The organism is Streptomyces sp. NPDC058051, assembly GCF_042885475.1.
Taxonomy (GTDB): domain Bacteria; phylum Actinomycetota; class Actinomycetes; order Streptomycetales; family Streptomycetaceae; genus Streptomyces.
Window position 1 is genome coordinate 298,520 of sequence record NZ_JBHVRW010000002.1, and the last position, 13,031, is coordinate 311,550.

General features: G+C 70.2%; 14 protein-coding genes. All 14 read left to right on the forward strand.

Going from position 1 to position 13,031, the window contains the following annotated elements:
* Positions 1–242: 242 nt before the first annotated feature.
* The 14 genes from pgsA (at position 243) to ACFVUT_RS04940 (ending at position 13,019) form a co-directional block, all read left to right on the forward strand.
* Positions 243–932: a phosphatidylinositol phosphate synthase gene (gene pgsA / locus ACFVUT_RS04875; RefSeq protein ID WP_389647226.1), complete on the forward strand. Its 690-nt coding sequence runs from the start codon at positions 243–245 to the stop codon at positions 930–932.
* A complete protein-coding gene (locus tag ACFVUT_RS04880) occupies positions 929–1,864 on the forward strand; it encodes a phosphatidylinositol mannoside acyltransferase (protein WP_389647229.1) in 936 nt (311 codons plus the stop codon). Before pgsA ends, ACFVUT_RS04880 begins: the two co-directional genes overlap by 4 nt.
* Positions 1,861–3,069, forward strand: coding sequence for a glycosyltransferase family 4 protein (locus ACFVUT_RS04885; protein WP_389647232.1), 1,209 nt, complete (start codon positions 1,861–1,863; stop codon positions 3,067–3,069). Before ACFVUT_RS04880 ends, ACFVUT_RS04885 begins: the two co-directional genes overlap by 4 nt.
* Before the next feature lie 291 nt (positions 3,070–3,360).
* Complete coding sequence (locus ACFVUT_RS04890; protein ID WP_389647721.1) at positions 3,361–3,858, forward strand: hypothetical protein; 498 nt, start codon at positions 3,361–3,363, stop codon at positions 3,856–3,858.
* A gap of 169 nt (positions 3,859–4,027) precedes the next feature.
* Positions 4,028–4,948, forward strand: a complete 921-nt coding sequence (pdxS, locus tag ACFVUT_RS04895) for a pyridoxal 5'-phosphate synthase lyase subunit PdxS (RefSeq protein ID WP_389647235.1) — start codon at positions 4,028–4,030, stop codon at positions 4,946–4,948.
* Positions 4,949–4,954: 6 nt separating this feature from the next.
* Positions 4,955–5,548 (forward strand): pyridoxal 5'-phosphate synthase glutaminase subunit PdxT, encoded by a 594-nt coding sequence (pdxT, locus tag ACFVUT_RS04900; RefSeq protein ID WP_389647238.1) that lies wholly within the window; start codon positions 4,955–4,957, stop codon positions 5,546–5,548.
* A 61-nt stretch (positions 5,549–5,609) separates the two neighbouring features.
* Positions 5,610–6,362 carry a YebC/PmpR family DNA-binding transcriptional regulator gene (locus tag ACFVUT_RS04905; protein ID WP_389647241.1) on the forward strand — a complete coding sequence of 251 codons (753 nt, stop codon included), beginning with the start codon at positions 5,610–5,612 and terminating at the stop codon, positions 6,360–6,362.
* Between the two features lie 124 nt (positions 6,363–6,486).
* On the forward strand, positions 6,487–7,050 hold the full coding sequence (gene ruvC, locus ACFVUT_RS04910; protein ID WP_389647244.1) for a crossover junction endodeoxyribonuclease RuvC: 564 nt from the start codon (positions 6,487–6,489) through the stop codon (positions 7,048–7,050).
* Positions 7,047–7,673, forward strand: coding sequence for a Holliday junction branch migration protein RuvA (gene ruvA, locus ACFVUT_RS04915; RefSeq protein ID WP_389647248.1), 627 nt, complete (start codon positions 7,047–7,049; stop codon positions 7,671–7,673). The genes ruvC and ruvA overlap by 4 nt, the downstream gene beginning before the upstream one ends.
* Before the next feature lie 82 nt (positions 7,674–7,755).
* Positions 7,756–8,829 carry a Holliday junction branch migration DNA helicase RuvB gene (gene ruvB / locus ACFVUT_RS04920; protein ID WP_389647251.1) on the forward strand — a complete coding sequence of 358 codons (1,074 nt, stop codon included), beginning with the start codon at positions 7,756–7,758 and terminating at the stop codon, positions 8,827–8,829.
* A gap of 164 nt (positions 8,830–8,993) precedes the next feature.
* Positions 8,994–9,479 carry a preprotein translocase subunit YajC gene (yajC, locus tag ACFVUT_RS04925; protein ID WP_389647254.1) on the forward strand — a complete coding sequence of 162 codons (486 nt, stop codon included), beginning with the start codon at positions 8,994–8,996 and terminating at the stop codon, positions 9,477–9,479.
* Between the two features lie 147 nt (positions 9,480–9,626).
* Positions 9,627–11,363, forward strand: coding sequence for a protein translocase subunit SecD (secD, locus tag ACFVUT_RS04930; RefSeq protein WP_389647257.1), 1,737 nt, complete (start codon positions 9,627–9,629; stop codon positions 11,361–11,363).
* A 1-nt stretch (position 11,364) separates the two neighbouring features.
* On the forward strand, positions 11,365–12,468 hold the full coding sequence (secF, locus tag ACFVUT_RS04935; protein WP_389647260.1) for a protein translocase subunit SecF: 1,104 nt from the start codon (positions 11,365–11,367) through the stop codon (positions 12,466–12,468).
* On the forward strand, positions 12,465–13,019 hold the full coding sequence (locus ACFVUT_RS04940; RefSeq protein WP_389647263.1) for an adenine phosphoribosyltransferase: 555 nt from the start codon (positions 12,465–12,467) through the stop codon (positions 13,017–13,019). Before secF ends, ACFVUT_RS04940 begins: the two co-directional genes overlap by 4 nt.
* The last annotated feature ends 12 nt before the right edge of the window (positions 13,020–13,031 follow it).

Genomic DNA, 13,031 nt, shown 5'->3' on the forward strand with positions numbered 1-13,031 from the left:
CGCGGAGCGGGAAAAGATCCGACGCGGTGGGGGAGAAGGGTGCACGGGCACGGGGAGCCGCCGCGGCGGCTACGGCGACGCCCGCGGTAATTCGAGCTTTCCACTCAGGTCAGGCCACGTCCATACGTCGCGCACCGCGGTGCGATCCGGGTGCCCGGACGGTGGAGTGCGCCGGGCGTGACTACGATGGGCCAGCCGGTGGCCGTAGGGGCCGCTCGGCCCACCGACCCCTCGGGAAGGCCATGCTGAACAAGTACGCGCGTGCATTTTTCACGCGTGTTCTCACACCGTTCGCCGCACTGTTGCTCCGTCTCGGCGTGAGCCCTGACGCGGTCACTCTGATCGGAACGGCCGGGGTGATGGCAGGTGCGCTGGTCTTCTTCCCGATGGGGGAGTTCTTCTGGGGCACGATCGTCATCACGATCTTTGTCTTCTCCGACCTCGTCGACGGCAACATGGCCCGACAGGCCGGCATCTCCAGTCGCTGGGGAGCGTTCCTGGACTCGACCCTGGACCGGGTCGCCGACGGGGCGATCTTCGGCGGGTTCGCGCTCTGGTACGCGGGCCGCGGCGACGACAACGTGATGTGCGCTGTCGCGATCTTCTGCCTGGCGAGCGGCCAGGTCGTCTCGTACACGAAGGCGCGCGGCGAGTCGATCGGGCTGCCGGTCGCGGTCAACGGTCTTGTGGAGCGCGCCGAACGGCTGGTCATCTCGCTGGTGGCGGCCGGGTTCGCCGGTCTCCACACGTTCGGTGTCCCCGGGATCCAGGTCCTGCTGCCGATCGCGCTGTGGATCGTCGCCGTGGGCAGCCTGGTGACGCTCGTGCAGCGGGTCGTGACCGTGCGCCGCGAGTCCGCCGAGGCCGATGCGGCGGAGGCCGACGCGGCGAGGGCCGCCGCCGCGGAGCGGGGGAGCGGGGCCGCACAGTGAGCGGCGCACCGGGTGACACGCGCTCCGGCCTGCGGGACCGGCTGACCGACGGGCTGTACGGGCTCGGCTGGGCCGCCGTCAAGCGGCTTCCCGAGCCGGTCGCCCGGGCCCTCTTCCGCACCGTCGCCGACCTGGCGTGGAAGAAGCGCGGCAAAGGGGTGCTGCGGCTGGAGTCGAATCTGGCACGGGTGGTGCCCGGGGCGTCCGCGGACCGGCTCGCCGAGCTCTCCAGGGCGGGAATGCGCTCGTACATGCGTTACTGGATGGAGTCGTTCCGGCTGCCCACCTGGAGTCCGGAACGGATCAAGGCGTCCATAGACGTGACGGACGCGCACCGGCTCACCGACGGGCTGGCCACCGGGCGCGGTGTCATCCTCGCCCTGCCGCACCTCGGGAACTGGGACCTGGCCGGAGCCTGGGTCACCACCGATCTCAAGGTGCCCTTCACCACGGTCGCCGAGCGGCTGAGGCCCGAGACGCTGTACGACCGGTTCGTGGCCTACCGCGAGGGGCTCGGCATGGAGGTCCTGCCGCACAGCGGCGGCGCCGCCTTCGGTACCCTGGCGCGCCGGCTGCGCGCCGGCGGCCTGGTCTGCCTGGTCGCCGACCGGGACCTGTCGGCCTCCGGCGTCGAGGTGACGTTCTTCGGCGACACCGCGCGGATGCCCGCCGGCCCGGCGCTGCTGGCCCAGCAGACCGGTGCGCTGCTGCTCCCGGTGACGCTCGGTTACGACGACACGCCCGTGATGAAGGCGCGTGTCCATCCGCCGGTCGAGGTGCCGGAGTCGGGCGACCGTACGGAGAAGACGTCCGTGATGACACAGGCGCTGGCCGATGCCTTCGCCATCGGAATCGCCGAGCATCCGGAGGACTGGCACATGCTGCAACGGCTGTGGTCGGCCGATCTGGAACCGCGGGAGGACCGGCTGTGAAGATCGGCATCGTCTGCCCGTACTCCTGGGACGTACCCGGCGGTGTGCAGTTCCACATCCGGGACCTGGCCGAGCACCTGATCCGCCTGGGCCACCGGGTGTCGGTGCTGGCGCCGGCCGACGACGAGACACCGTTGCCGCCGTACGTGGTCTCGGCGGGCCGGGCCGTCCCCGTCCCGTACAACGGTTCCGTGGCCCGGCTCAACTTCGGCTTCCTCTCGGCCGCCCGGGTGCGCCGCTGGCTGCACGACGGCACCTTCGACGTGATCCACATCCATGAGCCGGCCTCGCCGTCGCTGGGGCTGCTCGCCTGCTGGGCGGCCCAGGGGCCGATCGTCGCCACGTTCCACACCTCCAATCCGCGCTCCCGGGCCATGATCGCCGCGTACCCGATCCTGCAGCCCGCGCTGGAGAAGATCAGCGCCCGCATCGCGGTGAGCGAGTACGCACGCCGGACGCTGGTCGAGCACCTGGGCGGCGACGCGGTCGTCATCCCGAACGGCGTCGACGTCGGCTTCTTCGCCGGGGCCGCGCCCAAGGCCGAGTGGCAGTCGGAGCAGGCGCGAAGCCCGGTCGACGGCGGTGGCGGGAGACACGAGAGCGGCACCATCGGCTTCATCGGGCGCATCGACGAACCCCGCAAGGGCCTGCCCGTCCTGATGAGGGCGCTGCCCGCGATCCTCGCCGCACGGCCGGACACCAGGCTGCTGGTGGCCGGCCGCGGTGACGAGGAGGAGGCCGTGGCCTCGCTGCCCGAGGAGATGCGCGGACGCGTCGAATTCCTCGGCATGGTGAGCGACGAGGACAAGGCGCGGCTGCTGCGCAGTGTCGATGTGTACGTCGCACCCAATACGGGCGGCGAAAGCTTCGGGATCATCCTGGTCGAAGCGATGTCGGCCGGTGCGCCGGTCCTCGCCAGCGATCTGGACGCGTTCGCACAGGTGCTGGACCAGGGCGCGGCGGGCGAACTCTTCGCCAACGAGGACGCGGACGCACTGGCGTCGGCCGCCGTCCGGCTGCTCGGCGACCCGGAGCGGCGTACGGAACTGCGCGAGCGGGGAGCCGCGCACGTGCGGCGCTTCGACTGGTCGACCGTCGGGGCGGACATCCTCGCCGTGTACGAGACGGTGACGGACGGTGCGGCGTCGGTGGCGGCCGACGAACGCACGGGACTGCGCGCACGCCTGGGACTGGCGCGGGAGTAGGGCCTCCCGCCCGGACCGCGGGCACGGTACCGGACAGGGCCGCTGATCCGGCCCGATCCGGACAAGGGCCCCGCCGCAGGGCCCGGGCCCGGGCTCGGGCAGGGCGCGTATCCCGCCGTATCCCGCACTGGCCCCGTCACCCGCACCGGCCCTGTCACCCGCACCGGCCCCGTGGCCCGGCCCGGCGCGTAGGCCGGGGCGGGCGGCAAGGGCATACGCGCCCCGACGGTAGCCTTGCCGCCCGTGATCGAAACCCTCATCTGGATCGGCGTCGCGATCGTCGTGATCGGTATGTACCTCAGCTGGACCGCCGGCCGGCTGGACCGGCTGCACACCCGCATCGACGCCGCCCGCGCCGCCCTCGACGCGCAGCTCCTGCGCCGTGCCTCGGTCACCCAGGAGCTGGCGACCTCCGGTGTGCTCGACCCCGCCGCCTCCATCGTGCTGTACGAGGCCGCGCACGCCGCCCGTCAGGCGGAGGAGGAGAACCGCGAGGTCGCGGAGAGCGAGCTGAGCACCGCGCTGCGGGCGGTGTTCGGCGAGACCGCGCAGGTCGAGTCCGTGCGGGAGATCCCCGGCGGTGAGGAAGCGGCGTCCGAGCTCGCCGCGGCCGTACGCCGCGTCCCGATGGCCCGGCGGTTCCACAACGACGCGGTGCGCGCGGCACGCGCGCTGCGCCGCCACCGCACGGTGCGGTGGTTCCGGCTGGCCGGGCACGCCCCGTTCCCGCTCGCCTTCGAGATGGACGACGAACCGCCGGTCGCCCTGGCGGACCGCCCCGGCAGCTGACCGCGCCGCCCCAGCCGTGCGTGAACGGGCTCACAGGCCGTCCCGCAGGGCCTTCAAAACGATCCACCGGCCTCTTATTGGCCCTTGCTGTGGACTGGTCCCGCAGAGTTTGCTCAGCCCTGCACCCATCAGTGCCTTCAGCAACGCTTTCTCCGAGTGAGGTCGATCCGTGTCCACGCTTCCCACCACCGCGCAGTCCGCCGACTCCCCGGCCACCGGCACCGCCCGCGTCAAGCGCGGCATGGCCGAGCAGCTCAAGGGCGGCGTGATCATGGACGTCGTCAACGCCGAGCAGGCGAAGATCGCCGAGGACGCGGGAGCCGTGGCCGTCATGGCCCTGGAGCGGGTACCGGCCGACATCCGCAAGGACGGCGGCGTGGCCCGGATGTCGGACCCGAACATGATCGAGGAGATCATCGAGGCCGTCTCCATCCCGGTGATGGCGAAGTCCCGTATCGGACACTTCGTCGAGGCCCAGGTCCTCCAGTCCCTCGGTGTCGACTACATCGACGAGTCCGAGGTCCTCACCCCGGCCGACGAGGTCAACCACAGCGACAAGTTCGCCTTCACCACCCCGTTCGTCTGTGGCGCCACCAACCTGGGCGAGGCGCTGCGCCGTATCGCCGAGGGCGCGGCCATGATCCGTTCGAAGGGCGAGGCCGGCACCGGGAACGTCGTCGAAGCGGTCCGCCACCTGCGCCAGATCAAGAACGAGATCGCCCGGCTGCGCGGTTACGACAACAACGAGCTGTACGCCGCCGCCAAGGACCTCCGCGCCCCGTACGAGCTGGTCAAGGAGGTCGCCGAGCTCGGCAAGCTGCCCGTCGTGCTGTTCTCCGCCGGCGGCGTCGCCACCCCCGCCGACGCCGCGCTGATGCGCCAGCTCGGTGCCGAGGGCGTCTTCGTCGGCTCCGGCATCTTCAAGTCCGGCGACCCGGCCAAGCGCGCCGCCGCCATCGTGAAGGCCACCACCTTCTACGACGACCCGAAGATCATCGCGGACGCCTCCCGGAACCTGGGCGAGGCCATGGTCGGCATCAACTGCGACACCCTGCCCGAGGCCGAGCGCTACGCCAACCGTGGCTGGTAGTCACTGATGAGCGACACCCCTGTGGTCGGAGTCCTGGCTCTCCAGGGCGACGTACGGGAACACCTGATCGCCCTGGCCTCGGCGGATGCCCTGGCCAGGCCGGTCCGGCGTCCCGAGGAACTTGCCGAGGTCGACGGTCTGGTCATTCCCGGTGGCGAGTCCACCACGATGTCCAAGCTGGCTTCCCTCTTCGGCATGCTGGAACCGCTGCGCGAGCGGGTACGGAACGGAATGCCCGTCTACGGCACCTGCGCGGGAATGATTCTGCTCGCGGACAAGATCCTCGACCCGCGCTCGGGCCAGGAGACGATCGGCGGGATCGACATGATCGTGCGCCGTAACGCCTTCGGGCGGCAGAACGAGTCCTTCGAGGCGGCCGTCGAGGTCGCGGGTGTCGACGACGGCCCGGTCGAGGGCGTGTTCATCCGTGCTCCCTGGGTGGAATCCGTCGGCGCGCAGGCCCGGGTGATGGCGGAGCACGACGGTCACATCGTCGCCGTACGCCAGGGAAACGCGCTCGCGACGTCATTCCACCCGGAACTGACCGGGGACCACCGGGTTCACGCCTTGTTCGTGGACATGGTGCGCGCAGTCGGCTGACGCGATCCCGGTAGGATCCCTCGGGTTCGAATCGTTTTGGGTGACGCGAAGGAGAAGGCAGATGTCCGGCCACTCTAAATGGGCTACGACGAAGCACAAGAAGGCCGTGATTGACGCCAAGCGCGGCAAGCTCTTCGCGAAGCTGATCAAGAACATCGAGGTGGCCGCCCGTACCGGTGGCGTGGATCCCGATGGAAATCCGACCCTTGTGGACGCCATCCAGAAGGCGAAGAAGAGTTCCGTACCGAACAAGAACATCGACTCCGCGGTCAAGCGCGGTGGCGGTCTCGAAGCGGGCGGCGTCGACTACCAGACGATCATGTACGAGGGTTACGGCCCGAACGGTGTCGCGGTGCTCATCGAGTGCCTCACCGACAACCGCAACCGTGCCGCGTCCGACGTGCGGGTCGCGATGACCCGCAACGGCGGTTCGATGGCCGACCCGGGTTCGGTGTCGTACCTCTTCAACCGCAAGGGCGTCGTGATCGTCCCCAAGGGCGAGCTGTCCGAGGACGACGTCCTGGGCGCCGTGCTCGACGCGGGTGCCGAGGAGGTCAACGACCTCGGTGAGAGCTATGAGGTCGTCAGCGAGGCCACCGACATGGTCGCGGTCCGTACGGCGCTCCAGGAGGCCGGCATCGACTACGACTCCGCCGAGGCCAACTTCCTGCCCACCATGCAGGTCGAGCTGGACGAGGAGGGCGCGCGCAAGATCTTCAAGCTGATCGACGCGCTGGAGGACAGCGACGACGTGCAGAACGTCTTCGCCAACTTCGACGTCTCGGACGAGGTCATGGAGAAGGTCGACGCCTGAGCCGGGATCGGCACGGTTCTCACGGACGGGCCGACGGGGACACACCCCGTCGGCCCGTCGCATTGTCAGTGCGAGCCGATAGCCTGCGGGAACAGTTGACCGATCGGTACGGAGGGGGCCTGTCATGCGGGTACTGGGCGTCGACCCGGGGCTGACCCGGTGCGGTGTCGGCGTCGTCGAGGGCGTCGTCGGCCGCCCCCTGACGATGCTCGGAGTCGGGGTCGTCCGCACCCCGCCCGATGCGGAGCTCGGCCACCGCCTGGTCGCCATCGAGCGCGGCATCGAGCAGTGGCTCGACGAGCACCGGCCCGAATACGTCGCCGTGGAGCGGGTGTTCAGCCAGCACAACGTCCGTACGGTGATGGGCACGGCCCAGGCGAGTGCGGTCGCCATGCTCTGTGCGTCCCGGCGCGGCATACCGGTCGCCCTGCACACCCCCAGCGAGGTCAAGGCGGCCGTCACCGGCACCGGCCGCGCCGACAAGGCACAGATCGGCGCCATGGTCACCCGGCTGCTGCGGCTCGATGCCCCGCCGAAACCCGCCGACGCGGCCGACGCCCTCGCGCTCGCCATCTGCCACATCTGGCGCGCCCCCGCAGTCAACCGCCTCCAGCAGGTGCGGGCGGCAGCCGCCGCGGCCCGCCCTCCCCGTGCACCCGCAGTCCCCGTCCGGAAGGTCCCCCGATGATCGCCTTCGTCAGCGGCCCCGTCGCCGCGCTCGCCCCGACCACGGCCGTGATCGAGGTCGGCGGCGTCGGCATGGCCGTGCAGTGCACGCCGGACACCCTCGCAGGTCTCCGGATCGGCGAGGAGGCCAAGCTGGCCACCTCCCTCGTCGTCCGGGAGGACTCGCTCACCCTTTACGGCTTCGCCGACGACGACGAGCGGCAGGTGTTCGAGCTGCTCCAGACCGCCAGCGGAGTCGGCCCGCGGCTCGCCCAGGCGATGCTCGCCACCCACCGCCCCGACGCCCTGCGGACCGCGGTGGCCACCGGCGACGAGAAGGCGCTCACCGCCGTGTCCGGCATCGGCAAGAAGGGCGCGCAGAAACTCCTCCTCGAACTGAAGGACAGACTCGGTGAGCCCGTGGGTGCCCACATCGGCCGGCAGGGCATCGGTACCCCTGTCACGTCGTCCTGGCGCGATCAGCTGCAGGCCGCGCTGATCGGTCTCGGCTACGCCACCCGTGAGGCCGACGAGGCGGTCGCCGCCGTCGCCCCGCAGGCCGAGGCGGCCCTGGCCGAGGGTGGGCAGGCCCCGGTGCCGCAGCTGCTGCGCGCCGCGCTCCAGACCCTCAACCGGACGCGCTGACCGCAGCGCGTCACTCCGGGGGAGACCCGATGCCGGGCCGCGCACCCCGCGGCACCGAAACACCCGAGGCGGGACAGACGGAATGAACTGGGACGAGACCGGACCCGACACCGGCGAGCGGCTCGACGAGCGCCTCGTCGACGCCGACGCGGCCGGTGAGGACACCGCGGTCGAGGCGGCGCTGCGGCCGAAGGACCTCGACGAATTCGTCGGCCAGGAAAAGGTGCGCGAACAGCTCGACCTGGTCCTCAAGGCGGCCAGGGCCCGCGGCGCCACCGCCGACCATGTCCTGCTCTCCGGCGCCCCCGGCCTCGGCAAGACCACGCTTTCCATGATCATCGCGGCCGAGATGGGCGCACCGATCCGGATCACCTCCGGCCCCGCCATCCAGCATGCGGGTGATCTTGCCGCGATTCTCTCCTCCCTCCAGGAGGGCGAAGTCCTCTTCCTCGACGAGATCCACCGCATGTCGCGTCCCGCGGAGGAGATGCTCTACATGGCGATGGAGGACTTCCGGGTCGACGTCATCGTCGGCAAGGGCCCCGGCGCCACCGCCATCCCGCTGGAACTGCCGCCCTTCACCCTGGTCGGTGCCACCACCAGGGCCGGACTGCTGCCGCCCCCGCTCCGCGACCGCTTCGGTTTCACCGGGCACATGGAGTTCTACGCACCCGCCGAGCTGGAACGCGTCATCCACCGCTCCGCCCGCCTGCTCGACGTCGCGATAGACGCGTACGGCGCCGCCGAGATCGCCGGACGGTCCCGCGGCACCCCCCGCATCGCCAACCGGCTGCTGCGCCGCGTGAGGGACTACGCCCAGGTCAAGGCCGACGGCCGGATCGACCGCGACATCGCCTCCGTCGCCCTCGGGGTGTACGAGGTCGACGCGCGCGGCCTCGACCGGCTGGACCGGGCCGTGCTCGGTGCCCTGCTGAAGCTCTTCGGCGGCGGGCCCGTCGGTCTTTCCACCCTCGCCGTGGCCGTGGGCGAGGAGCGCGAGACGGTCGAGGAGGTCGCGGAGCCCTTCCTGGTGCGGGAAGGGCTGCTGGCCAGGACGCCGCGAGGGCGGGTCGCGACGCCCGCGGCCTGGGCCCACCTGGGCCTCGTCCCTCCCCAGCACGGTGGAAACGGACAACAGGGCCTGTTCGGGGCGTGATGCGTCACAGGTTCACCCGGACAGGAACCATCGAGCGGAGTCGGGCGTTGTTCCAACGATGCGGACTCGCTTAGACTCCGCCGATGCCGCCCGTACAGGTCGGTGTACCCACCCCCGTAGACCAGGCCGCCGTGCAGCGCGGTCGTGCGAAGGAAACTCGTCCCGTGAATCCCGTGACTCTCCTCCCCTTCATCGTGCTCATCGGGGCCATGTTCCTGATGACGCGGTCCGCCAAGAAGAAGCAGGCGGCCGCCGCGCAGATGCGCAACGACATGCAGCCCGGCACCGGCGTCCGGACGATCGGGGGCATGTACGCCACTGTCAAGGAGCTTCACGACGATACGGTTCTCCTTGAGATCGCGCCCGGCGTTCACGCCGTCTACGCCAAGAACGCCATCGGAGCCGTCCTGGACGACGCGGAGTACAACCGCATCGTCCACGGTGACGGCGATGAGGCTCTCGACATCGACGGCTCGATCGTGCCGGACGACGCCTCTTCGCTGACCGGGACGGACGCGGACGAGGACACCTCGGACGATGCCAAGATCGACCTGGGCAAGAAGGCCGAGTCCGAGGACGCCGAGTCCGAGGACGCCGAGTCCGACAAGAAGTCCGAGGGCAAGACCGACGGCGAGGCTGACGCGAAGTAGGCCACGACCCGGGGAGTGCCGCGTGCCCACCGGCATGCGGCACTCCCCGGACCGTGCGATCTTCTGCGGGGGCGGGTCCTCACTACACTTCGTGGCCGCTCGGGCGCGTACCCGGCGCGGGGCGGTTGGACAGGGAGAAACGAGAAGGTGGCAGCACCGAAGAAGAGCCGAGGGCCGGCCGGCGGTCAGGGCAGGCCGGGGCGTTCCCTGGCTCTGATCCTGATCGCCATGGTCGCGCTCACCGGCGGGATGTTCCTGGCCCATCAGCCGACCCCGCGCCTGGGCATCGACCTGGCGGGCGGCACGTCCATCACGCTTGAGGCGAAGAGCGAGCCGGGCCAGGAATCGGCGATCAACAAGACCAACATGGACACCGCGGTCCAGATCATGGAACGCCGCGTCAATGGTCTGGGTGTCTCCGAGGCCGAGGTCCAGACGCAGGGCGATCGCAACATCATCGTCAACATCCCCAAGGGCACGAACTCCGCCCAGGCCCGTGAGCAGGTCGGTACCACCGCCAAGCTCTACTTCCGGCCGGTGCTGACCGTCGCCCAGGGCAGCCCCACCCCCACGCCCAGTGCCTCGTCGTCCGGCACGGCCAGCCCGTCCGCGAGCCCGAGCGCCTCCGCGGACAACGGGAAGGCGTCGGCGACCCCGAGCGCGAGCGCCACGACGCAGGGCCGCGCGGTCACCGGCGCCCTCAAAACCGACACCACGCCGAGCCCCACGGCGAGCGAGTCCGCCGCTGCCTCACCGTCGGCCTCCGCCTCCGCCGCGGACGAGGCCGCCGCCACCGAGCTGCAGAAGAAGTTCGAGGCGCTCGACTGCTCCAGCAAGTCGTCCCGGGCCAAGGCCGCACAGGGCGCGAAGCCGACCGACACGGTCGTGGCGTGCAGCTCCGAGGGTGACGCCAAGTACATCCTCGGTCCCTCCGAGGTGTCCGGCACCGAGGTCGACAGCGCCAAGGCCGCCTTCGACCAGCAGCGCGGCATGTGGATCGTCCAGATGGACTTCACGAAGCAGGGCTCCAAGCAGTTCCAGACGATCACCAAGAAGCTGTCCGCGCAGCAGTCGCCGCAGAACCAGTTCGCCATCGCGCTGGACGGCGAGGTCGTCTCCGCGCCCCAGGTGAACGAGACCCTCAGCGGCAGCGCCGAGATCTCCGGCAGCTTCAACCAGCAGTCCGCCGAGGACCTGGCCAACGTGCTCTCCTACGGTGCGCTCCCGCTCTCCTTCCAGGAGGCGAGCGTCACCACCGTCACCGCCGCTCTCGGTGGCGAGCAGCTCCAGGCCGGTCTGATCGCCGGTGCCATCGGTCTGGCCCTGGTGGTCATCTACCTGGTGGCCTACTACCGCGGACTGGCCCTCATCGCGCTCCTCAGCCTGATGGTCTCCGGCATCCTGACCTACACGCTCATGGCACTCCTCGGCCCGGCCATCGGCTTCGCGCTGAACCTCCCGGCGGTCTGCGGAGCCATCGTGGCCATCGGTATCACCGCGGACTCCTTCATCGTGTACTTCGAGAGAGTCCGCGACGAGATCCGCGAGGGCCGCACGCTGCGCCCGGCCGTCGAGCGCGCCTGGCCGCGCGCCCGGCGCACCATCCTGGTCTCCGACTTCGTGTCGTTCCTCGCCGCGGCGGTCCTCTTCGTCGTCACCGTCGGCAAGGTCCAGGGATTCGCCTTCACGCTGGGACTCACCACGCTGCTCGACGTGGTCGTGGTGTTCCTCTTCACCAAGCCCGTCATGACGCTGATGGCCCGGACGAAGTTCTTCTCCAGCGGTCACCCGTGGTCCGGTCTGGACCCGAAGCGGCTCGGTGCCAAGCCGCCGCTGCGTCGCTCACGTCGTGTCAACGCCCCCACTGACCCGAAGGAGGCGTGAGATGTCGCGACTTGGCAATCTCGGCGCCCGTCTCTACCGCGGCGAGGTCGGCTACGACTTCATCGGCAAGCGCAGGATCTGGTACGGGGTCTCGATCCTGATCACCATCACGGCCATCGTCGGCCTGGCGGTCAGCGGCCTGAACATGGGCATCGAGTTCAAGGGCGGCGCGGTCTTCACCACTCCGAAGACGAGCGTCAGCGTCTCCCAGGCGGAGGACGTGGCGACGGAGGCCTCCGGTCACCAGGCCATCGTCCAGAAGCTCGGCAACGGCGGTCTGCGTATCCAGATCACCGAGGTCGACACCGCGAAGTCCGACCAGATCAAGGACCAGCTCTCCAAGGACCTCGACGTCCCGACCGAGAAGATCGCCGCAGACCTGGTCGGCCCCAGCTGGGGTGAGCAGATCGCCAACAAGGCCTGGACGGGCCTCGGCATCTTCATGATCCTCGTCGTGATCTACCTGGCCATCGCCTTCGAGTGGCGCATGGCCATCGCGGCCCTGGTCGCGCTGATCCACGACATCACCATCACGGTCGGCGTCTACGCCCTGGTGGGCTTCGAGGTCACGCCGGGCACCGTGATCGGTCTGCTGACCATCCTCGGTTACTCCCTCTACGACACCGTCGTCGTCTTCGACAGCCTCAAGGAGGGCACGAAGGGGATCACCAAGCAGACCCGGTGGACGTACAGCGAGATCGCCAACCGCTCCATCAACGGCACGCTGGTGCGTTCCATCAACACCACCGTCGTGGCACTGCTGCCGGTCGCCGGTCTGCTGTTCATCGGCGGCGGCGTCCTCGGCGCCGGCATGCTGAACGACATCTCCCTGGCGCTGTTCGTCGGCCTCGCGGCCGGCGCGTACTCCTCGATCTTCATCGCCACTCCGCTCGTCGCCGACCTCAAGGAACGCGATCCGCAGATGAAGGCCCTGAAGAAGCGGATCCTCGCCAAGCGCGCGGCGGCCGCGGCCAAGGGCGAGTCCGCCCAGGACGAGTCGTCGGACGACGAACTCCCCGAGGACGCCGCACCCGCGGCCGCGGTCGTCGGCCAGCGCCAGCAGCCCCCCAGGGGCCACGGCCGGACCTCGGGGAAGCGCCGATGACCAGCAGCACCACCGAGCGCACCCGGGAGCTCCTGCTCAGCCGGATCCGCGATGTGCCGGACTATCCGAAGCCGGGCGTCCTGTTCAAGGACATCACCCCGCTGCTCGCGGATCCGACGGCGTTCGCGGCCCTCACCGACGTGCTCGCGGAGCTGTGCGTACAGCACGGCGCCACGAAGATCGTCGGCCTTGAGGCGCGCGGCTTCATCCTGGCCGCGCCGGTCGCGGTCAGGGCCGGGCTCGGCTTCGTACCCGTCCGCAAGGCGGGGAAGCTGCCCGGAGCCACGCTCAGCCAGGCATACGAGCTGGAGTACGGCACCGCGGAGATCGAAATACACGCGGAGGACCTGTCCGCCGACGACCGGATCATGGTCATCGACGACATCCTCGCGACCGGCGGCACCGCCGAGGCCTCGCTGGAGCTGATCCGGCGGGCCGGTGCCGAGGTGGCGGGCGTCGCGGTCCTCATGGAGCTCGGCTTCCTGCCCGGGCGTGCCCGTCTGGAGCAGGGCCTGCGCGGGGCTCCGCTGGAGGTTCTGATCACGGTCTGAGCAGCAACGGAC